General features: G+C 42.0%; 18 protein-coding genes. 14 read left to right on the top strand and 4 right to left on the bottom strand.

What is annotated here, in order from left to right:
• Nucleotides 1–8: 8 nt before the first annotated feature.
• The 11 genes from ACTNDS_RS06695 to mtnA all read left to right on the top strand — a co-directional run bounded on the left by ACTNDS_RS06695 (nt 9) and on the right by mtnA (nt 12,969).
• Nucleotides 9–557 (top strand): BMC domain-containing protein, encoded by a 549-nt coding sequence (locus ACTNDS_RS06695; protein WP_173742199.1) that lies wholly within the window; start codon nt 9–11, stop codon nt 555–557.
• An 85-nt stretch (nt 558–642) separates the two neighbouring features.
• A complete protein-coding gene (locus ACTNDS_RS06690) occupies nt 643–1,407 on the top strand; it encodes a DeoR/GlpR family DNA-binding transcription regulator (protein WP_019162705.1) in 765 nt (254 codons plus the stop codon).
• A gap of 58 nt (nt 1,408–1,465) precedes the next feature.
• Complete coding sequence (locus tag ACTNDS_RS06685) at nt 1,466–2,626, top strand: 1-propanol dehydrogenase PduQ (protein ID WP_441034595.1); 1,161 nt, start codon at nt 1,466–1,468, stop codon at nt 2,624–2,626.
• 135 nt (nt 2,627–2,761) lie between these two features.
• Nucleotides 2,762–3,832 (top strand): cob(I)yrinic acid a,c-diamide adenosyltransferase, encoded by a 1,071-nt coding sequence (locus ACTNDS_RS06680; protein WP_441034593.1) that lies wholly within the window; start codon nt 2,762–2,764, stop codon nt 3,830–3,832.
• 66 nt (nt 3,833–3,898) lie between these two features.
• Nucleotides 3,899–5,758 (top strand): DNA helicase RecQ, encoded by a 1,860-nt coding sequence (recQ, locus tag ACTNDS_RS06675; RefSeq protein ID WP_441034591.1) that lies wholly within the window; start codon nt 3,899–3,901, stop codon nt 5,756–5,758.
• Between the two features lie 83 nt (nt 5,759–5,841).
• Complete coding sequence (locus ACTNDS_RS06670; RefSeq protein WP_173742195.1) at nt 5,842–6,279, top strand: RbsD/FucU family protein; 438 nt, start codon at nt 5,842–5,844, stop codon at nt 6,277–6,279.
• Between the two features lie 417 nt (nt 6,280–6,696).
• On the top strand, nt 6,697–7,854 hold the full coding sequence (locus ACTNDS_RS06665) for a substrate-binding domain-containing protein (RefSeq protein WP_173742194.1): 1,158 nt from the start codon (nt 6,697–6,699) through the stop codon (nt 7,852–7,854).
• A 132-nt stretch (nt 7,855–7,986) separates the two neighbouring features.
• On the top strand, nt 7,987–9,513 hold the full coding sequence (locus tag ACTNDS_RS06660; RefSeq protein WP_303241879.1) for a sugar ABC transporter ATP-binding protein: 1,527 nt from the start codon (nt 7,987–7,989) through the stop codon (nt 9,511–9,513).
• A gap of 45 nt (nt 9,514–9,558) precedes the next feature.
• On the top strand, nt 9,559–10,569 hold the full coding sequence (locus ACTNDS_RS06655) for an ABC transporter permease (RefSeq protein WP_186994687.1): 1,011 nt from the start codon (nt 9,559–9,561) through the stop codon (nt 10,567–10,569).
• 43 nt (nt 10,570–10,612) lie between these two features.
• Entirely contained in the window at nt 10,613–11,827 is a 1,215-nt protein-coding gene (mtnK, locus tag ACTNDS_RS06650; RefSeq protein WP_441034588.1) for an S-methyl-5-thioribose kinase, read from the top strand.
• A 29-nt stretch (nt 11,828–11,856) separates the two neighbouring features.
• Complete coding sequence (mtnA, locus tag ACTNDS_RS06645) at nt 11,857–12,969, top strand: S-methyl-5-thioribose-1-phosphate isomerase (RefSeq protein ID WP_441034586.1); 1,113 nt, start codon at nt 11,857–11,859, stop codon at nt 12,967–12,969.
• Nucleotides 12,970–13,080: 111 nt separating this feature from the next.
• Here the strand turns inward: mtnA and ACTNDS_RS06640 are convergent, their stop codons facing one another.
• From ACTNDS_RS06640 to ACTNDS_RS06625, 4 genes are all read right to left on the bottom strand, one after another.
• Nucleotides 13,081–13,833 (bottom strand): DeoR/GlpR family DNA-binding transcription regulator, encoded by a 753-nt coding sequence (locus ACTNDS_RS06640; protein WP_303241883.1) that lies wholly within the window; start codon nt 13,831–13,833, stop codon nt 13,081–13,083.
• 74 nt (nt 13,834–13,907) lie between these two features.
• On the bottom strand, nt 13,908–14,552 hold the full coding sequence (locus ACTNDS_RS06635; protein WP_441034584.1) for a dihydroxyacetone kinase family protein: 645 nt from the start codon (nt 14,550–14,552) through the stop codon (nt 13,908–13,910).
• 21 nt (nt 14,553–14,573) lie between these two features.
• Nucleotides 14,574–15,566, bottom strand: coding sequence for a dihydroxyacetone kinase subunit DhaK (locus tag ACTNDS_RS06630; RefSeq protein WP_303241885.1), 993 nt, complete (start codon nt 15,564–15,566; stop codon nt 14,574–14,576).
• A 522-nt stretch (nt 15,567–16,088) separates the two neighbouring features.
• Nucleotides 16,089–16,937: an AraC family transcriptional regulator gene (locus ACTNDS_RS06625; RefSeq protein ID WP_303241886.1), complete on the bottom strand. Its 849-nt coding sequence runs from the start codon at nt 16,935–16,937 to the stop codon at nt 16,089–16,091.
• 219 nt (nt 16,938–17,156) lie between these two features.
• On the opposite strand from ACTNDS_RS06625, the gene ACTNDS_RS06620 reads away from it, so the two are divergent.
• From ACTNDS_RS06620 to ACTNDS_RS06610, 3 genes are all read left to right on the top strand, one after another.
• A complete protein-coding gene (locus ACTNDS_RS06620; RefSeq protein WP_441034581.1) occupies nt 17,157–18,953 on the top strand; it encodes an L-fucose isomerase in 1,797 nt (598 codons plus the stop codon).
• 255 nt (nt 18,954–19,208) lie between these two features.
• Nucleotides 19,209–21,494 (top strand): C1 family peptidase, encoded by a 2,286-nt coding sequence (locus ACTNDS_RS06615; protein ID WP_441034579.1) that lies wholly within the window; start codon nt 19,209–19,211, stop codon nt 21,492–21,494.
• Nucleotides 21,495–21,519: 25 nt separating this feature from the next.
• Nucleotides 21,520–22,578, top strand: a complete 1,059-nt coding sequence (locus ACTNDS_RS06610) for a hypothetical protein (protein WP_441034577.1) — start codon at nt 21,520–21,522, stop codon at nt 22,576–22,578.
• Nucleotides 22,579–22,585: the final 7 nt, after the last annotated feature.

The raw sequence follows: 22,585 nt of genomic DNA, 5'->3' as shown, positions 1-22,585 counted from the left end.
TGCACAAAATGAGTAAAGCAATCGGAATGATTGAATTTAAAACTACAGCTACCGGCGTTACCGCAGCAGATGCTATGGTAAAAACATCTGAGGTAGAGATCATCGAGGCTCAGACCGTATGTCCTGGTAAATATATTGCGATTATTACCGGTGACTTAAGTGCGGTAAAGGCAGCTGTTGATGCAGCAGTTACTACATATGAGGATAAGTGTATTGACAGTTTCGTACTGGGTAATCCTCATGAATCTATTTTCCCGGCTATCTATGGAACCACACAGGTGGATGAAATCAGTGCACTGGGAATTCTGGAAACCTATGATGCGGCTTCTATCATTGAGGCTGCAGATCAGGCAGCGAAAACAGCAATCGTTGATCTGATCGAACTTCGTATTGCAAAAGGTATGTGTGGAAAATCATATATGATGATTACAGGTGAGGTTTCAGCTGTAGAGGCTTCTATTGAGAGAGCAAAGCAGCTGGTATCTGCAAAGGGAATGTATCTGGATTCTTCCGTGATCGCACATCCTGACAGACGAATGATTGACAGTATTTTGTAAAATCCGGGATTACTAATATTCTCTTGATTATTGAATCTTCGGTATTAAATGTTTGGAAAATTCCTCAGTAAAGGGGGCAACGAGTATGCTTGCATTGGAGAGACGGAAACTGATTCTCGATAAACTACAGGCAGAGAAGCGGGTTGTAGTCAGTGAACTCAGCCAGCTTTATAATGTCTCTGAAGAGACCATTCGCCGTGATCTGGACAAGCTTGAAAAAGAAGGCCTTGCCATAAAAAGTTACGGTGGAGCGGTAATAAATGAGGATATAAGCATTGATTTACCTTTTAATGTCCGTAAAAACCAGAATGTTTCGGGAAAGCAGAAAATGGCGGAAATTGCAGCTTCTCTTGTAAACGATGGAGATCATATTTTTCTGGATGCAAGTACCACGGCAGTTTTTGTGGCAAAGGCACTGAAAGGAAAAGAAAGACTTACTGTGATCACAAATTCCCTGGAGATCCTGCTGGAGCTGGCAGATGTGTCCGGATGGAATATTATTTCAACAGGCGGAGTCATGAAGGAAGGCTATCTGGCCTTCCTTGGCTCTAAAACTGATGAATCTATCCGGTCTTATTATGTAGATAAGGTTATCATTTCCTGCAAAGCTCTGGATCAGGAATGGGGGATTATGGAATCACAGGAGGCATTTGGCTCAACCAAAAGAGCTATGATGAAATCAGGACGCAAGAAAATTCTGGTTATAGACAGTACGAAATTTGACCAAAAAGCTTTTTCAGTTGCAGGAAGTATGAAAGAAGTAGATATGGTTGTAACTGATAAAAGACCAGAGGACAGGTGGAGGATATACTTTGAAAAACTGGGTATAGAGTGCAGATATCCTGTCTGAAACCAGAGAAAGGGTTACTGCGCACCAAGTGGGCAGTAACGGAAAAGGAGCATTATAAATGAATAACTTCAGTACGTTCGAAATGAAAACAGCCATCCATTTTGGCGATAATGCCCTGGACAGACTGAAAGAAATCCCATATAAAAGGGTTTTGATCATTACCGATCCATTTGTAGTACAAAGCGGAATGGTGAATCTTATTACCGCACCGTTAAGCAGTGCAGGAATTGAATATGATATTTTTTGTGATGTGGTGCCGGATGCACCACTGAATAAGATTGCAGAAGGCGTAAAAAAGTTCCTTCAGTATCAGCCTGAGGCAGTTGTTGCAGTTGGAGGCGGTTCTGCCATTGATTCTTCCAAAGCAATCCGTGAGTTTGCCCTGAAGATCAATAATTATGGAAAAGTAGGTCTGATTGCCGTTCCTACTACCAGCGGTACCGGATCTGAGGTTACATCTTTTGCTGTTGTAAACGATACAGAGGCACATGTGAAATATCCGTTGATTGCTGACAGTCTGACTGCAGATGAGGCGATCCTGGATGCTGAGCTTGTGAAAAGTGTACCGCCGGCTATCACAGCTGATACAGGTATGGATGTATTTACCCATGCGCTGGAATCCTATGTCAGTACAGCGCATAATGAGTTTTCTTCTGCTCTTGCAGAGAAAGCAATTGAAATCTGTGGAGTATTCCTGCTACGTGCCTATCTGGATGGCAGTGACATGCATGCCCGTAAAAAAATGCATGTAGCATCCTGTCTGGCCGGATTGTCTTTTAATACAGCAGGACTTGGAATTACTCACAGTATGGCACACCAGCTGGGAGCTATGTTTCATATTCCGCATGGAAGAGCGAATGCTATGCTTCTTCCTCATATTGTTGAATTCAACTCTGATATTAATAAACATAGTAAAAGCCAGATAGAATATCTTCCGGCAGTGAAGAGATATGCCAATGTAGCCCATATCCTTGGACTCAGTAACTATAATAAGGTTATGACAGTGCGCTCCCTGGTAAACTGGATTCAGTTTATGCAGAAAGAGATGAACATTCCGCTGACCATTCAGGAACTGGGAACGATTACACCAGATGCATACTTTGGAGCGATTGATAAGATGGCAGATGCTGCACTGGCAGATGCCTGCACAGCCAATAACCCCAGAGTACCAGCCAAAGAAGATATCATTAGGATTTATAAAAAACTGTGGTTATTTTGACCAGTTTATAGGGCTTGCTGAAAGCCCTTTGGGCCCGGACATTGTGCCGGGCTCTTGAAAAAGGTAATTTATTGCCGCTGAAATCAGAAACTCAGTTAATCGGAAACATTCTGCACATTACAGGAGATGAAAAATATGAGCATATATACAAAACGGGGAGATAAGGGAATTACAGATATGGCCCGTACCAAAAACGTCTCCAAGTCGGATGACCGTATCCAGCTTGTAGGAGCAATTGATGAGCTGAACAGTCATATTGGGCTGGTAAAGTGTATGCTGAAATGGGAAGAAACGGTAAAAATGCTGAGTAGTATACAGGATAATCTGGATCTGATCGCAGCGGGAGTAGAGGACCCATACAGCAGAGATTTTAAAGTCAATGAGGAGATTGTTGACAATCTTGAGAAAGAGACGGATAGACTGGAAGAATTATGCGGACAGCAGGCTGGAAAAAAAGTATCCGGGCAGAACAGGACTGCAGCAGAAATAAACGTAACCCGGGCGGTAGCCAGAAGAACGGAACGGTGTCTGGCACAGGTTGCTGTGAAATTTGGAGCAGATACGGAAAGCAAGAAATATCTGAACAGATTATCAGACTATTTATCCCTTCTTGCGAAATATGTGGAGTTATCCGATGCCCTGGGACTGACAGAGGATCAAAATGTGGAGAAACAAAATATAAAAAAGCAGGATGTGGAAAAACAGAAAGTGAAAACGCAGAATACAATTTCAGAGATAAGCAATGGGATTGATGAAAAAGTTGTCCGTGAAGTGCTGGCACAGATGGGGATCCAGTCCAGAATAACTCTCAAAAAAGCCAAGGCGCTGATTGAAAAAATTGAAGAGGAATCCATACGCCGGGGCATGAATTCTGTGATCGCAATCTGTGGACCTGAGGGAAATCCAATTGCAGTTCATGTAATGGATGGTGCTTATCTGGTAAGCTATGATGTAGCTGTAAAGAAAGCATATACCTCAGTAGCCGTAAAAATGTCTACCAGAGAACTGGGTGAGCTTGCCGGGCCGGGTGGTACATTTTATGGAGTGGATACACTTGAAAGCGGAAAGATTGCAATATTTGGAGGTGGAGTGCCGTTAAAATGTGGTAATACCATCATAGGCGGCCTGGGAATCAGCGGTGGTACCTCAGAAGAAGATCACAGTCTGGCAGAATATGGATTGACTGTTTTGGGTGACATAATGTAGAAACTGTGAGAAACTTGTGTGGCTGCAATGACCCTGCAGTTACTGGCTGGAAAGGATTTGAAAATTTTGACAAAAAATCAAATACTGAAAAAATATTTTGGATACGATACATTCAGAGAAGGACAGGAAGAGGTGATTGATGCCATTCTTTCCGGAAGGGATGTTGTGGGTATTATGCCTACAGGGGCAGGAAAATCCCTGTGTTATCAAATTCCGGCGCTAATGATGGGAGGAATCACTTTGGTGATTTCTCCTTTGATTTCTCTTATGAAAGATCAGGTAAGTGCCTTAAATCAGGCTGGAATACTGGCTGCATTTCTTAACAGTTCATTGAGTGAAATGCAGTATTATACAGTGCTCAGGTTTGCGAAAGCAGGAAGATACCCTATTATCTATGTAGCTCCGGAGAGATTGCTTAATGAAGAATTTCTGGATTTTGCCCTTCATGTAAAGATTTCCATGATTGCAGTGGATGAAGCTCACTGTGTGTCTCAATGGGGACAGGATTTTCGCCCCAGCTATCTGAAAATCATGGAATTTATAGAAAGGCTTCCTAACCGTCCGGTTGTAAGTGCCTTTACAGCTACTGCCACACAGGAGGTTAAAGAGGATATTATTGATATCCTTCAGCTTCAGGAGCCTTTTGTGACCACTACGGGATTTGACAGGCAGAATTTGTTTTTTTCTGTGCAAACACCCAGGGATAAATATGAATTTATAAGGGATTATGTATCAGAACACAGGACAGAAAGTGGAATCATATACTGTATTTCCAGGAAGCTTGTGGAAGAAGTGTGCCAGAAGCTGATTCAGGAGGGATATTCTGCAACCAGATATCACGCAGGGCTTTCTGATGAAGAAAGACGGAACAATCAGGATGATTTTATTTATGACCGTTGCCAGATTATGGTTGCCACCAATGCATTTGGAATGGGAATTGATAAGTCTGATGTCCGGTATGTGCTTCATTATAACATGCCTAAAAATATGGAAAGCTATTATCAAGAAGCAGGACGTGCAGGGCGTGATGGAGAACCGGCCAGATGCATATTGCTTTACAGTGGGCAGGATGTGATCACCAATCGCTTTTTTATTGAAAATAATCAGGAAAATCAGGAACTGGATCCTGTAACCAGAGCTATTGTGCAGGAGCGGGATGAGGAACGGCTGAAGAAAATGACATTTTACTGTTTTACCCATGAATGTCTCAGAGAATATATTCTGAGATACTTTGGAGAGTATGGTTCTAATTATTGCGGAAATTGCCAGAACTGTCTTACGGAATTTGAAGAAGTAGATGTGTCTGCAGAAGCATGTAGTATTGTCAGATGTGTGGATGAGTGCAGACAGCGATATGGAGTAAATGTGATCCTGGATACATTGCGCGGTGCTAACACAGCAAAAATCCGCCAGTACCATATGGAGGAGAATAGTTGTTATGGAAAATGCAGAGAAATCCCCATATACAGGCTGAGACAGATTTTTAATTTCCTTCTGGAAAAAGAATACATCAGGCTTTCCAATGATGAATATACATTGGTGAAGCTTACAGACCGTTCGGAATTGCTTTTGAATGAAAAATATATTCTGACTATGAAAATGGCAAAGGAAGAGCCGAAAAAAATTAAGAAAAAGGAATCCAAAGAAAACAATAAGTCTAAAGCTTCAGGCATTTTGCAGGAGGAGGATGAACCTCTTTTTCAAAAACTGCGTCAGCTTCGCATGGAAATTGCAAGAAAAGAAAAAGTGCCTCCTTATATTGTCTTTTCAGATAAAACACTGGTACATATGTGCATGATCAAGCCTCAAAATAAAGAAGAAATGCTGAGCGTTTCAGGGGTAGGGGAACATAAATATGCGAAATATGGAGAACAGTTTCTGAAGTCTGTCAATCAAAAATGGCAAAATACCAAAAAAGAGAAATAAAAAATCGGCAATACTGGCAATTGACTGAAAATAAAGAGAGACGTAAAATAGTCCTATGAAACAAAAAAGGAGGACGTGAATTTATGTTAAGGTACATACCACCAATTCTCTCGCCTGAGCTTTTGAAGGTTCTGGCTGAAATGGGACATGGAGACAAGCTGGTCATAGGAGATGCTAATTTTGCAGCAGCATCTATGGCAAAAAACAGTATACTGGTACGTTGCGATGGATTAAAAGCCACAGATCTTATGGATGCCATTCTTACGTTGATGCCATTGGATGATTTTGTGGACAAGCCGGTGTTGATTATGGATAAAGAGCCTCGTCATGCTGAGCTTAAATGTCCGGTTTGGGATGAATTTAAACAAATTGTGGCAAAATATGATCCAAGAGGTGAAGAAGCCTGCGGGATGATTTCAAGAAAAGATTTTTACAAAGAAGCAAAAGAGGCATATGCTGTGATCGCAACAACGGAAACCGCATTTTATGCCTGCACAATATTACAAAAAGGATGCCTTTGAAGGAAATATCCATTTATATTTGAGGGTTTAGCCTGGATTTTAAAGAATACAACAAAAACGGGCAAAAAACAACATTCATGCCAAAACAGCAGTTATCTGTGCAGATAACTGCTGTTTTTTGTGGCAAAAAGATTGAAAAAAACTTAACAATTCAAAAGTTATTAGTCAAAATTACTAATTACTGTTAGTAATTATGCACAAGCTAAATAGGATTTTGTGATTCTTTTACATAAAAAGCAGAATTGAAACATGAAAATTGTTCAAAATATGGTTGATGCAATTGTCAAAATGTACTGAAAAACAAAAAAACGAACAAAATAACACATTATTAGGTTTACAAAATTGTTTATATATGTTAATATAAACTCACAAAAACAAAAACGCTTCGTCAAATTATCCAAAAAAGGAGGAATATCCATGAAGAAAAAAATAATCGCAGCGTTACTTGCAGCAACAATGGTGGCTGCAGCAGTTCCGGTATATGCAGCAGATGATGCAGCGGCTGACACAGCAACAGAAAGCACCACAGAGTCACCGTTAAAAGGTAAAAAGATTGCATACATTATGTATATGTCATCTGCAACAATCTTCCAGATGTGGTCGGATTCATTTACCGCAACAGCAGAGAAGCTTGGAATGGAAGCAAGCACTTTCTTCTGCAATGATAATGCGGATACATGGAAGAGTACAATTGAACAGTGCGCGCAGGGTGGTTATGATGGATTGATGGTTTCCCATGGTGGTCAGGAATACGCATATGATTTCCTGTCAGGAATTCTGGAACAGTATCCGGATCTGAAGATCGTTACATTCGATACACCATTTAAAGATGCAAATGGTGAGACAGCCAAGATTGATGGTGTTACACAGTTCTTCCAGCAGGATGCAGGATTTGCAGAATCTCTGGTTCAGGCTATCCTTGATATGTATCCTGACAAAACAGAGGCAGGCGAGCCTGTAAATATTCTTCAGGTTCAGCAGGGTGCCGGATATAACAGCCCATTTGACCGTCGTCAGGTAGGTTATGAACCATTTGAAACAGATGGAAAGATTAAAACAGTTGAGAGAATCGCACCGATTGATGATCAGAATGCTACTTCATCTATGCGTGATGTAACTGCTGCTACTTTACAGAAATATGGCGAAGGCGATATTGATGGTATCTGGTGCTGCTATGATGCATATGCACAGGGCGTATACCAGGCTCTTCGTGAAGCTGATTCCGATATCCCAATGGTATCCGTAGATATCTGTAATGAAGATATTCAGTTCATGCAGGAAGGTAAAAACTGGAAAGCCTGCGCTACTACAAACTGGACATCCAATGGAGAATTTGCATGTCGTGTATTAGCACTTGAAATGGCAGATCAGTATGAGGATATTGAAGCGGCTTCCTGCTATTATGCAGATCCGGGAGCTTGGATGGAAATTCCTTCAGTTATTGTTACCCAGGAAATGGTTACTTCTAAGGACGGCATAAATATTGAAAACCTGGCAGAAGTTGCTGGAGAAGATTATTCCGATACTTCTTGGATGCCTACCTGCGATTGGATGGTAGAAGCACTTGGACACTGATCCTTTTGTAAGGCGGTACTTGTTAGTGAAAATATCTAAGTAAAGTGAGGCGTCGGGGTTCAAGGCTCCGGCGCCACTTTTTCCGTACTGGATTATCTGCGACGGAAAAGAATTACGGAAAAGAGGGAATATATGGATAAAATCACACTTGGAACACGAAATGTTTCCATAGAATTTCCTGGTGTAAAAGCATTGTCAAATGTTGATTTTGAGATTCATACAGGTATGATCCACGCGGTTATGGGAGCAAATGGAGCTGGAAAATCAACATTGATGAAAGTTCTGGCAGGTTCAAATCCTGATTACACAGGAGATGTTTTATATAATGGAAATGTGGTGGAATTGAGAAATCCGGCTGCCGCGAAGAAACTTGGCATCCAGATTGTATATCAGGAAGTTGATATGGCGTTGGTTCCCACATTATCAGTTGCTGAGAATGTAATGTTTAATGATATGGTCATGAACATGGGACACAAACAGTTTGTCAACTACGGAAAAATAAGAAAAGATGCAAAAGAGGCTTTGGCCCGCCTTAATATTGACATTGATGTGCGTAGATGGTGCGGCACATTAACGCTGGCGCAAAAGCAGATGGTCCTGATAGCACGTGCGGTTCAGAATTCATGTAATTTCCTGATTCTGGATGAGCCTACAGCACCATTATCAGATACGGAAACAGAGGAACTGTTCCGTGTTGTAAGACATTTGAGAGAAACAGAAAACATTGCGATTATCTTTATTACACATCGTATCCAGGAGGTTCTTCAGATCTGTGATTCCTACACGGTTATGCGAAACGGACAGATCGTGGATACCACTCCTATCACATCACAGACAACTTCAAAAGAAATTGTAGATAAAATGCTGGGACGTTCTTTTGAAGAAAACTTTCCAAAAGAAATCTGTGAGATTGGAGAAAAATCCTTTGTTGTGGAGCATCTGAATGAGCATGAAGGTCGTGTGAAGGATGTTTCCATGTATGTAAGAAAAGGAGAGATTGTTGGACTTGCAGGCCTGGTGGGGGCAGGTAAAACAGAATTGTGTAAAACAATCTTCGGTGCATATCGCAAATCAGGAGGTACCATTACTCTGAATGGTAAAGAACTAAAGATCAAAAATCCGTCTGATGCAGTAAAGAACCGAATTGCCCTGGTGCCGGAAGAAAGGCGTAAGGAGGGAGTACTTGTTGCAGAAACTGTAACCTTTAACATTTCGGCAGCATGTCTTGGAGATTTCTGCACCCTGTCTTTTGTAAATGACCGCAAGACGGCTCAAAAGGCGAAAGAGTATGTGCAGAGCCTTAGCATTAAGACCCCTTCGATAAAACAGAGGGTTGCATATCTTTCGGGAGGAAATCAGCAGAAGGTTGCAGTTGCCAAATGGCTGGCTGCAGACTGCGATGTATATATATTTGATGAACCGACAAAAGGTGTAGACGTTGGTGCCAAGCAGGAAATTTTCCATCTGATCAATCAGATCGCAAAGGAAGGCAACTGTGTCATCTATGCTACATGTGAAAATTCAGAGCTGCTGTCAATTACTGACCGTATGTATGTTATGTTTGACGGAAAGATTATGGCAGAGCTGGAAACTGCAAAAACTACCGAAGACGAGATCATGCATTATGCAACTGGTTCAGAGGAGAAATTTGCAGGCTGATATCAGAAATGATACCAGGCATCAATGTATTGGGAGGAAAATAATATGGTTCAGAATTCAAAGATGAAAACGATTGGAAAAGGATTGCTGAGCTGGGCAGCGGTAATTGTGCTTGTGGTTTCAGTTATTATCTTTACAACAATTAAGGGCACGGCATTTTTTTCAGTGAATAACCTGATGAATATTCTCCGTGCCATGTCAGTAGTTACAATTTTTGCTCTTGCAGCAACTGTATCTATGGCACCGGATGGATTTGATATGTCAGCCGGTACGCTGGGTACCTTCAGTGCCTATGTTTTTGCAGCACTGTTTCTGTGGTTTGGCGCTCCCTTGTGGCTGGCTATTGTTCTTACTATTGTGTTTACAATGGTAATGTATCTGTTGACAATGTTCTTAATACTGGTATGTAAGATTCCGGACATGCTGGCAACCTGTGCACTGCAGTTCGTACATGCAGGACTTGGTCTTGCGTTTACAGGCGGAAGTGCTGTATCTGCCGGCCTGAGTGCACCGAAATGGTTCGGAGCATTACATGGCGGAGATAATTCTCCACTCCGAAAAGGATGGACTACCGCTTCTATGAATATCGGAAAATCTCCATATATCATTATTATTATGATTCTTTGTGTAGTTGTATGCTGGGTACTTCTGGAGAGAACAAAACATGGCCGCTACTTATATGCTATGGGCGGAAATAAAACAGCGGCAAAGCTTTCCGGTATCAATGTTAAGAAATACAGATTTATGGCAGGTATGTTCGCGGCAGTATTTATTGCAGTTGCAGGTATCGTTGTTACTTCCCGTAACTCAGCAGCTCAGATCAACAGCTGTGACAGCTATCTGATGAGCTCACTGGCAGCAGTATTTATCGGACGTTCCGTAGGTGGAGCTGAAAGACCAAATGCTCTGGGAACAGTTGTAGGTGCTCTCCTTATTTCTACACTGGAAAACGGACTTACAATGTGCGGCGTTGTATACTACGTACTTCCGGCAGTTAAGGGTGCAGTTCTCTGCCTGGCACTGGTTGCAGCATATATCACTGTAAAAGAAGATTGATAGTTTATAACAGATAATGGGATAAATGATGGAGGAAAAGATCATGTCAAAATTTGATTCTTATTTTCTTATGAAAACGGACGATGCAATTGAATATGCAAAAGTTAAGGTTCCTCAGATAAGCTGGGATGTAGACAGCATGGAATGCAAGGAAATCGGAGATGGAAATCTTAACTATGTATTTAAAGTAACAGATGGAAAAGGACACAGCGTGATTATCAAACAGGCAGGGATGGAAGCCCGTATTTCCTCTGATATGAAGCTGGATACTGACAGAAACAGAATTGAATCAGAGATTCTTGTTCTTGAAGGAAAACTTGCACCTGGATATGTACCGGAGATTTATTTCTATGATACAGTTATGAGTGCCTGCGGTATGGAAGATCTCAGCGATCATGAGATTATGCGTACAGCAATGCTGGAACATAAGATTTTCCCGAAATTTGCAGATCAGATCTCTACTTTTATGGCACAGGTTCTGATGGGAACTACAGATGTTGTGATGGACCATCAGGAGAAAAAAGAACTACAGCGTAAATTTATTAATCCGGAATTATGCGATATTACAGAAGCGCTGGTGTATACAGAACCATATAATGATGAGCTGAAACGTAATCATGTATTTCCTCCTATTGCTGAGTTTGTAAAAGAAACTCTTTATGATGACCAGGAGCTTCACTGTGAAGTGGCAAAACTGAAAATGGATTTTATGACAAGGGCACAGTCACTGATCCATGGAGATTTACATACAGGTTCTGTATTTATTAATGAAGAAAGCACAAAGGTATTTGACCCTGAGTTCTGCTTCTACGGACCTATGGGATATGATATTGGTAATGTGATCGCGAATATGATCTTTGCATGGGCCAATGGGGATGCTGCCGGTGCAGAAGAATTCTGCAATTGGGTAGAGAACGTTCTGGTAGATGTTGTTAATATGACAAAAGCGAAAATGGAAAAATACTATGAAGAACATGTGACAGACACCATGTGCAAGAATGAACTGTACAGGAAGTATTATATGGCTACCATCATTGAAGATACTTCTGCTGTAACAGGACTGGAGCTGATCCGCCGTATTGTTGGTATGGCAAATGTAAAGGATATTACCAGTATTGAAGATGAAGCAAAACGGGCACGTGCAGAGAAAATCTGTATTACCGCAGCGGTTGACTTTATTAAAAACAGAGGCGATAAAAAGTGTGGCAAATGCTTCCTTGGTACTCTGAAGGATGCGATTGCAAAGGTTGATGCATAAAAGAATATTTGATAAAGGAGACGGATGTTATGGAAAATGCACTTAATCTGGATACCGTGAAACTTGCGGAAAACAAAAAAGAAATTGTGATCCTGGATCAGACACTGCTTCCGAACGAGTGTAAATACCTCAGCATTTCCAAGGCAGGGGATATCTGGGAAGCTATTTATTCACTGAGAGTAAGAGGAGCACCGGCTATTGGCGTTACAGGAGCATATGCATATTATGTTCTGGCTGATCAGATTGAAACAGAGGATAAAGACAAATTTGTAAAAGAATGTACTGAGATGATGGAATACATTAACTCATCCAGACCTACAGCTGTAAATCTTTCCTGGGCCCTCAATCGTATGCATAATGTAATGCTTACAGAGAAAGACCATATGAATATTCCGGATCTGAAGATCCGCCTGATGAAGGAAGCAGATGCAATCAGAGAAGAAGATATCCAGATCAGCCGAAATATTGGTACTTATGGTTTTGAGCTTCTTGAGAAACTGGGAAAAGGCGTGGGCATTATGACTCACTGTAATGCAGGTACACTGGCTACAGCGAAATATGGAACAGCCCTGGCTCCGATGTATATTGCCCTGGAACATGGATGGGATCCGAAGAAAGATCTTCATGTTTACTGTGATGAAACCCGTCCGCTTTTACAGGGAGCCAGGTTAAGCGCTTATGAAATGCAGGCTGCAGGCATTGACACATATGTGCAGTGCGATAATATGGCATCCTATACGATGAAGGGCGGAAAAGTAGGGATTGTTTTTGTTGGCTGTGACCGTGTGGCCGCCAATGGAGATTTTGCAAATAAGATTGGTACCAGCGGCGTTGCCATCATTGCAAAACATTATGGAGTTCCGTTTTATGTATGTGCACCATCCTCTACCATTGATATGACTCTGGAGTCCGGAGATGAAATTCATATCGAACAGCGAAAAGCAGAGGAAGTTACGGAAATGTGGTATAAGGAACGTATGGCTCCTGAGGGAGTGGGAGTTGTAAATCCTGCTTTTGATGTAACAGACCACAGTCTGGTTACAGGTATTATCACAGAAAAAGGTATTGCATATGAACCTTTTAAAGAATCCTTCGAGAAGATGGGTATCAAACCGGTTGAGAAATATGTAGATAAAAAATAAGTGTATTATGAAAGGGGGCGGAAAATATTCCGCTCCCCTTTCTAATCGAATCAAATAAGTCCCCCGCTTATTGCTCTTTGCAATTGAAGCAGGGGACTTACTTGTATCAGGTCAGTAATAACGGATATTGTGTGTGTCCAGATATTGTTTCCACTCAGGAGAAAATTCAGTATCCATAATAATACCGTTCAGATCTGTAAGAGGGGAAACGCTTGAGAAGGAAATATTATCCAGCTTGGAGTGATCGACCACAAGATATTTTTGCTTGGCGTGGGAAAGGGCCAGCTGATGAAGGACTGCAGAATTGTCACTGGTATCGGTGATCCCGGATTCCATGTTTACGCTTCGGCAGGAAATGAAAGCTTTATCGAAAAAATATTGCCTTAGACTGCGTTGGGCACTGCTGCCCTCGAAGCTTTTTGTTCTCTGGGAATATTCCCCGCCGATGAGAAACAGATGGATGGTCTGGGAGGTGGAAAGGATATTGGCTATTTCAAGTGAATTGGTAACAACCGTAAGTTTCCTGTTTGATATTTTGTTGGCAATAAACCAGGCTGTGGTAGAGTTGTCCAGATAAATAATTTCTCCTGTCTGGATCAGTGCATCACATTTCAAAGCAATGGCCTTCTTTTCCTCGATTTTTAAAACCTGTCTGGTGGAAATATCCAGATCATTCTGGACGCCGTCCAGAATATAGGCTCCTCCGTGGGTGCGGATCAGCTCATGCTCTTTTTCCATGGCACGCAGATCACGCCGGATGGTTTCCCGGGTTACGTTCATACGCACTGCCAGATCTGCGATAGTCACGCTTTTGTTTTCCTGTAAAAGCTCTTTGATAAGGTTTTGACGTGAAATTGCAAGCAAAAAAATTCCTCCTTTCTTTTGGAAAAATAAGACAGCCTCAACCCTTGTTATGGGACTGCGGCTGTCTTTGAAAATTATTCACATATGTATTTACTTAATCCTAAGATTTTGTAATAACCAGCCACAGCTCCCTGATCTTCAACTCCTACACATTGTGCGGCATGAACAGCAGCTTTTCCGAAGACCGGCACCATGTCTTTGGTGGCATCGACTCCCGCTTTGGCAGCAGCTAATGCATGGGTGATAACATCCTGTAAAGAGCAGCCTTCTTTTGCAGCTTTTTCCGCAGCCTGTGCTGCGGGGAGAATGGAATCGTAGATCGTGCGCTGACCTGGCTCACATTTGCCTCGTTTCTGTACACCGGCTGCAAATCCTGTAAGATAAGCGGCAAGGCCAGAGGCATCTATTTCGTTTTTTCCTTTTAAGGCTTTTCCGCCTTCCATAATGCCGGTTGACATAAGAAAGCCCATTGTGGAAGGAACCAAAGATGACATCTTCATACCGGATTTCATCAGAAGCTTACCAATATCTCCGGCAGCGCCTTCTGCTTCTGTGCGCATGATATCCGGAAGTGAACCGTAGCCTTTGCTCATGGTAAGTCCCAGATCCCCATCACCAAGACGAGCATCCATTTCGCATAATTCTTCTTTTTTCTCTATAAACAGATTTCCTACACTGGTAAATAAGTCGGGAATCTGTTCGAAAAGGATTTTGTCCATTTTTGTTCCCCCTTATATTTATTATTTCTGACAGATAAATGGAGTTTTTACAGGGTGATCCATATATTTCTTCATTTCATCATTCATTTTACAGATGGAGATAGAAGCACCTGCCATTTCCATGGAAGTAGCGTACTCACCTACGATTGTTCTGTAGATTTTAATTCCCTTGGAATGAAGAATCTCTGTAACATCATTAGATAAAATGTATAATTCTTCAATGGAAGTAGCTCCCAGCCCGTTTATTAATATGGAAACTTCTTCGCCTTCTGCCAATGGCATGTCTCCCAGAAGAGTGTTGAGAGATTCTTCAGCGATTTCGCGGGAAGTTTTTAAAGGTCCGTTCCATACACCGGGTTCGCCGTGGATTCCCATACCCATAGCCATTTCATTTTCTTTTAATTCAAAGTTGGCGTGGCCTACTTCTGGAATGATACATGGTGTTAAGGCAAAACCTACAGTTCTGGTATTATCTTTGGCTAACTGTGCAGCTGCAAGAACTTCATCCAGAGTGCCGCCTTCGTCAGCGCGTGCGCCTGCGGCTTTGAACATGAAATAGATTCCTGCTACGCCGCGTCGTGTGGCAGGGTCTTTGTGAGAATTTACATCATCTGCACCAACGATGCTTTTACATTCAATATCGTCCATATCGCAGAGATCAGTGGCCATATCAAAGGTCATAATATCTCCTGTATAGTTTCCGTACAGATACAATACACCTGCACCGGCTTCTACTTCTTTGGCAATGTTATAGATCTGCTCTGGGGAAGGAGACTGAAAAACGCCGCCTACGCCACAGCCATCGATCAATCCATCGCCTACATAACCCAGGAACAGAGGAAGATGACCAGAACCTCCGCCTGTGATGATTGCTACCTTACCGTCTTTTTTTTCTGCTCTGCAGTAGCAGCGCAGATCATCAGCAGTATATTTGACTTCATCTGAGTGGGCTGCATAGATACCCTTGAGCATGTCATCTACATAATTCTCCGGTGCATTGATGATTTTTTTCATAAGATACCTCCTTGTTCTTTGAAATGTGATTGGATAAAAATTAATAATAAAATTGATTCGAAACCAAAAAATATTGGATTTTGTAACTATAATTTTAATTCTTATCTGTTGTTTTGTCAATCAAAATGTACTGAAATGTGGCGTTGTTTTTGAAAAAAATATAAAAAATAACCAAAAAGCAACATAAAAGGAAATGCAGGTGGGATTTTGCTGTCAGATTATCCAAGATAATGATGAACGATTCTAATTGAAATATATATGTTGGTCTGCTAGAATAAATACAGTAGCAAAAGAAAAGATTAATAATAAAAGTCTGTTTTCTTAAAATCCAATTTGAATCAGGGATTTCTTCTGTTACAAAAGAAAATGTCGCTCAGACATTTGCCATAGCTTCTGTTGAATAAAATCAGAGGAAGTACATAAAAAGGGGGATGCGAAAAAACTCAATCGAGTTTTTTACATCCCCCCTTTTTAGTGAATGGGACAAATTTCAGGTCTGGAGGGAAAATATCTGTGGTGATTTTATCTTCGTTTGTATTTTCCGGGGGTAGTTCCCTTATATTTCTTAAATGTCCGGATGAAATAACTGAGATCATTAAATCCATTTCTATAGGCAATCTCAGTGATGGAATCATCGGTGGCTGCCAGCTGGTAACAGGCTTCCTCGATCCGCTGCCGGTTTAGATAATCCATTGGTGTCTGATGAGTCATCTCCGAAAAGAACCGGCAGAAGTATTTGGGAGACATGGACACAGAGGCAGAAAGCTGCTGCAGAGTCAGAGGGTTGGCGTAATTCTTTTCAATAAATTCCAGCACTTGTTTTAGCTGCAGAATACGTTTGTAATCTTTGCGGTTTTGTGTGGGATTGTCCAGACAGTAATGATTACTAAAAATAAGACCAAAAAAGTGGTAAAATTGTCCAAATACAATCAGCTCATAACCGGTTCTTTTCTCACTGATTGCGCGAAAAAGAGAGGAGATGCAGGAAAGAATCTCCGGTTGTTCTTCTGTAAAATGAGGAAAAATCATCATTTCCTGGTGAAGAATCATCTGTATATATTCTGCACAGGCAGAATTGATTTTCAGAAAAGTATTCATATCAAAAACAATGCACTGGTAAACACAGTCTTCAGGAATTCCGGAATGGAGAATTCCGCTATGTATAAAAATAACATCATTTTCATTTGCAACAAAACTTTTTTCGTCTAAAGTGACAGTGAGTTTCCCTTTCAGGATCCGTATGATCTCATATTCTACATGCCAGTGATAAGACATGACATATCTGGGATGGGTATGGTCAATGTGATGAAACTCAAAAGGAAAGGAATAGGTTCCTCTTGGCCGGTCCTCATTACGTCCTAAATCATGCAAAAAAATCTCCTCCTTTCAGAAATTTACAGAAATTTTATAATCATTACAGAAAAAGCGAATATTGTACTATTTTTTGCTATTATAACACAAGTAAATTATGGAATGCAAATGTATAATAGTAACAGAAACAGTCAGGAAAAACCATGATTTTTAAAAGTACTGTGTTTTCCTGATAAATAGGGGTAAAGACACAAAATAAATTCAGGAGGTATTTTTATTATGGCAAAGAGCAGATTAATTGGCAGCTATCCGGTAATCGGAATCAGACCTACTATCGATGGTCGTAGAGGAGCATTGGATGTTCGTGGATCTCTGGAAGATCAGACAATGAACATGGCAAAATCAGCTGCCAAATTATTCGAAGAGAATTTAAGATATTCCAACGGAGAACCGGTTAAGGTTGTAATCGCTGATACAACTATCGGACGTGTTGGTGAGAGCGCTGCATGTGCAGATAAATTCCGTAAAGAAGGCGTAGATATCACTCTTACAGTTACACCATGCTGGTGCTACGGTGCTGAGACAATGGATATGGATCCACAGACAATCAAAGCTGTATGGGGATTCAACGGAACAGAAAGACCTGGTGCTGTATACCTTGCATCTGTACTTGCAACACATGCACAGAAAGGACTTCCGGCATTTGGTATCTACGGACATGATGTTCAGGAAGCTGATGACACATCTATTCCGGAAGACGTTAAAGAAAAATTGTTAAGATTCGGCCGTGCAGCAGTTGCAGCAGCATCTATGAGAGGAAAATCTTATCTGCAGATCGGTTCTGTAACAATGGGTATCGGCGGATCTATCATTGATTCCGATTTCATCGAATCTTATCTTGGAATGAGAGTTGAGTCTGTTGATGAGGTAGAAATCATTCGTCGTATGACAGAAGGCATCTATGATCACGCAGAATTTGAGAAAGCTCTGAAATGGGCAAAAGAGACCTGTAAGATCGGATGGGACAAGAACCCTGAAGAACTTCAGTTCTCAGCTGAGAAGAAAGAAGAGCAGTTCGAGTTTGTTGTTAAGATGGCAGTTATCATCAAAGAGCTGATGAACGGCTGTGACAATCTTGATCCTGCATTCTCCGAGGAAGCAATCGGACACAACGCTCTGGCAGCTGGTTTCCAGGGACAGAGACAGTGGACAGACTTCTATCCGAATGGTGACTTTGCAGAAGCTATGCTGAATACTTCCTTTGACTGGAACGGAGCACGTGAGCCATACATCCTGGCTACAGAGAACGATGTTCTGAACGGACTTGGAATGATGTTCATGAAACTTCTGACAAACAGAGCACAGATTTTCGCTGATGTTCGTACATATTGGAGCCCAGAGGCTGTTAAGAAAGCTACAGGATATGACCTTGAAGGCGTAGCTAAAGAAGCTGGTGGATTCCTTCACCTGATCAACTCCGGTGCTGCCTGCCTCGATGCTAACGGCGAAGCTAAAGATGAAAATGGCAATGCTGTTATGAAACAGTGGTGGGATATCACAGAAGAAGACCAGAAAGCAATCATGGATAACACAGAATGGTGTATGGCTGACAACGGATACTTCCGTGGAGGCGGATACTCCAGCCGTTATGAAACAAAAGCTCAGATGCCTGCAACAATGATCCGTCTGAACCTTGTGAAAGGACTTGGACCGGTTCTGCAGATTGCTGAAGGATGGACAGTAGCTCTTCCTGAAGAAGTATCTGATAAACTGTGGAAACGTACAGACTATACATGGCCATGTACATGGTTCGCTCCAAGATGTGATGGAAAAGAAGGACCGTTCAAAACAGCTTATGATGTAATGAACAATTGGGGTGCTAACCACGGTGCAATCTCTTACGGACACATCGGTGCAGATCTTATCACAATGTGCTCTATGCTGAGAATCCCGGTATCCATGCACAATGTTCCTGAGAAAGATATCTATCGTCCGGCAGCATGGAATGCATTCGGCATGGACAAAGAAGGTGCAGACTTCAGAGCATGCAAGAACTACGGACCACTTTATAAATAATAAGGTGAAACAGTTATAATAAGTAAATAACATGATAAAACCTCAATACCCGTCTCTCCTTTTTCGGAGAGGCGGGTATTTACGTTACTGTTTACATTTTCCGGATAAATAGATATAATAAAATTCAATACATAAAGATATCATGAAGTGTTTGAATGCAGATCGCGAAGCGACTGCGTTCATGAGCAAGTAGTGAAGCGGATTGCGAATGTCCGCTTTACTTTATATTACTTTATCAGAAAAGGAGGAACGGATTTGAAGAAAAGAAGAGCTGCCGGAAAGCGGACTTTTTCTCTGCTCCTTGCGTTTGCTGTAACAATATCTTCTGTGCCTGTTTCTGCAGGTGAGTTGTTTGCTTCCGGTGCAGAAGAGGTGCAGCTGCCCATAGAGAATGAAGAGGATGCGTTTGATGTCCCCATAGCAGAGGATGAATTTAATATCACAGAGGAAACCTTTACTGCAGATGACAGTGAAGATAAATTTCAGGATGCAGAAGAGGATGTAACTGGAGATACTGATGAAATCCGGTATATCAAAGGACGGCCTCTCACAGAGGAAGAGAGGGAGGAACAGCTGGATCCGATCAGAAGCCTGACAGAACTGGATCCCGGTCCTCAGGTAGACAGTGACTTAAGCTCTGTACCTGCGGCATATGGAATGAGATCATCAGCTTTTCCATCGTTTTATGATTCCAGAAAGTATGGCTATATTACATCAGTAAAAAATCAGCACCCTTTTGGAACCTGTTGGGCTTTTGGCATGGCTTCTCTTCTGGAGTCTTCTCTGCTGGCCCAGGGAAAGGGAAACTATGATCTGTCAGAAGAACATTTATCCTATTTTTTTTCCAACAGACAGAATGATCCCTTGGGAAATACTCCCTATGACCAGAATGGGGTAGCCGGAGATTATCATAAAATTGGGGGAAATGATTATCTGGCAGCATTATTTCTTTCTACCTGGTCCGGAATGACCACAGAGGAAGATGTGCCGCTGCCTACAGATGATACCCATACCCAGGATCTGTCAGAGGTCATCCCGGATATTAAAGCATATAACAGTGTGGTACATCTGAAAAATGCCAGCTTTTCTGACTATTCTCAGGAGAGAATGAAGGAAATGATCACCCGGGACCAGGCAGTGTCTATTATGTTTGATATGTCTGCCTCCTATTACAACCCGGATACAGGAGCCTATTGTTATCCTGTCAGAGATAATCCTGTCAGATATATTAATCATATTGTAACTGTAGTTGGCTGGGATGACAATTATTCCAAGGCGAATTTTAAGACTTCCTCCAAGGTTACACAGGATGGTGCCTGGATCGTCAAAAACAGCTGGGGCACGGATTGGGGAGAGGATGGTTATTTTTATCTCTCTTACCAGGATCAGAACATTAGTAATCTGGTTACTGCAGAGGCGGTTACTGTAAATGATGAAAAATATCCCAATAATTATTTCTACGATGGCTCTTCTGCAATTTCCAAGGCCGGTATTAAGACCGGGCAGTCTGCAGCAGCTGTTTTTGAAGCCAAAGCAGCTCCGGAGAAAGATGAGGCACTGGGGGAAGTTAATGTAGTGACCATGAGTGATGATGCGGTTTACCGGATTCAGGTGTATACCAATCTGACAGATCCTTCAGATCCTTTCAGTGGAACTCCTGCATATTCTGCTCCGGTTACTTACACCCAGGATCTTGCAGGCGTGCAGACAGTGGAGGTTCCGGAAGTAGTTCTTATGCCAGGTTCTTCCTATTCAGTAGTATTGACAAATGCCGGTTCCAAAACAATTCAGTTTGGTGTGGAGAACAGTACCCGGTATAAGAATACCAATGATTCTGTATGGTTTACTTCTACAGCCGGAGTGACAGAGAACCAGACCTTTTTCAAGGGGGCATCTGCCAGCGCTGAGTGGAAGGATGTGGTATCTTCAGGCTATAGTTTTAGGATCAAGGCGCATACCAGAACTCTGAATACCAAAAGTACGCTGGATACCCCGGCATTTACTGCAAAGGCAAACAATAATGGATATAATCAGATTACCTGGAAAAAGGTGACCGGTGCCCAGGGGTATAACATTTATCGCCAGGCAGCGTCCGGAGGAAAATGGACAAAGCTGGCAGCAGTAAAGGGAACAGTGCTGAAGTATCAGGATAAAAAGATAACAGCCACTGCTTCTTACCGCTATACAGTGCGGGCATGGTACAAATCCAGCACCAGAACCTATATGAGTGCGTATACTCCGGGAAAGGTTATAAAGGCAGCTCCTGCACTGCAGAAGGTATCTTCTGTAAAAAAAGAGAAAAATGGAATCCGTATTCGCTGGAAGGCGCAGAAAAACTGTGACGGATATCGGATATACAGAAAGAAGAAGGGCGAAAAATACAAATTACTTGCGACAATTTCTAAAGGAACTTCTACTTCTTATCTGGACAAGAAAGCCCAAAAAGGTGTATTATATTCCTATGCAGTAAAAGCGTATGTAAAGGAACCCTATGGCAAGGTATACAGCAGGTATACGGGATCATCGTATATAAAGTGCTGAAGGATGAAAATTGAAGGAAATAATCATGAAGAAAAAGACAAGGAAGAAAACATTGAGAACACTTTTGGGGTTTTTGATATGTATATTTACCATGACAGTATGTGTATGGGCAGATGAGGGTACCAGCCAGAATCCGGATTATGTGACTGATTATTACATGCTTGTGGAGAGCCCGGAGGGAGGAATTGATATCTATTCAGAGGCAGATCCTCAGAGCACAAAGCTTAATGGTGAACTTATCCCTAATGGGATAGCAATCCGAATCCAGGGAGAGAAAACCGGAACAGATAATAAAAAATGGGGATATACCCAGTATCATGGAATGAATGGCTATGTACCTATGGATAACCTGGATCCTGTGTCCCGGTCTGAGGCTGTAAAATCAGAATATAAGGTACTTGGCGGACAGGATGCAGATTTTGATGTAAAGATAAACAGCCAGGATAAAGCTGCTGTACTCTATAACGGACCTGGAGAAAAGTTTGGAGAGGTGTCTGGCACAGGAGAAATTGCAAATGGTACTTCTGTCCATATTTCCCAGTATGTAGAGAGCGAAGATGGCAGCAGCTGGGGAAAGACATCCATAGATGACAAAGAAGGAAGCAGCACAGAGGGATGGCTGAATCTGGATAAGGGCACAGATTATAAGCCGGCAGCTTCTGGTGATATGACGACCGTACCGGAAGCTGCTTCTGCTGAGAACGGAGCTGCTACACCGGAAGCAACTCCTACAGCAAAGGTAACTCCAACAGTAGAAGCAACCCCAACAGCAGAGGCGACTCCTACAGTAGAAGCAACTCCGACAGTAGAAGCAACCCCAACGGCGGAGGCAACCCCCACAGTAGAAGCAACCCCAACTACAGAAGCAACCCCTACTGTGGAAGTGACTCCGACTACAGAAGCAACCCCCACTGTGGAGGCAACCCCGACAACAGAGGTAGCTCCCACAGAAAAGGCAGAGAAAGCATCTTCCGGGAATATAAGCGCTTCCCTGGGTGGAAATGTTGCCGGAATTTGTATCAGTATTGCAGGGGCGGTTTTCCTTGCAGGATTATTGTTTTACTTCCTGAAAAAGAAAAAATAATGCAACA

Origin of the sequence: Blautia sp. HCP3S3_C12 (assembly GCF_052064155.1) — a bacterium.
GTDB lineage: Bacteria > Bacillota > Clostridia > Lachnospirales > Lachnospiraceae > Blautia_A.
The sequence above is the reverse complement of the archived record's forward strand: the minus strand, read 5'-3'. Positions and strand labels throughout refer to the sequence as shown.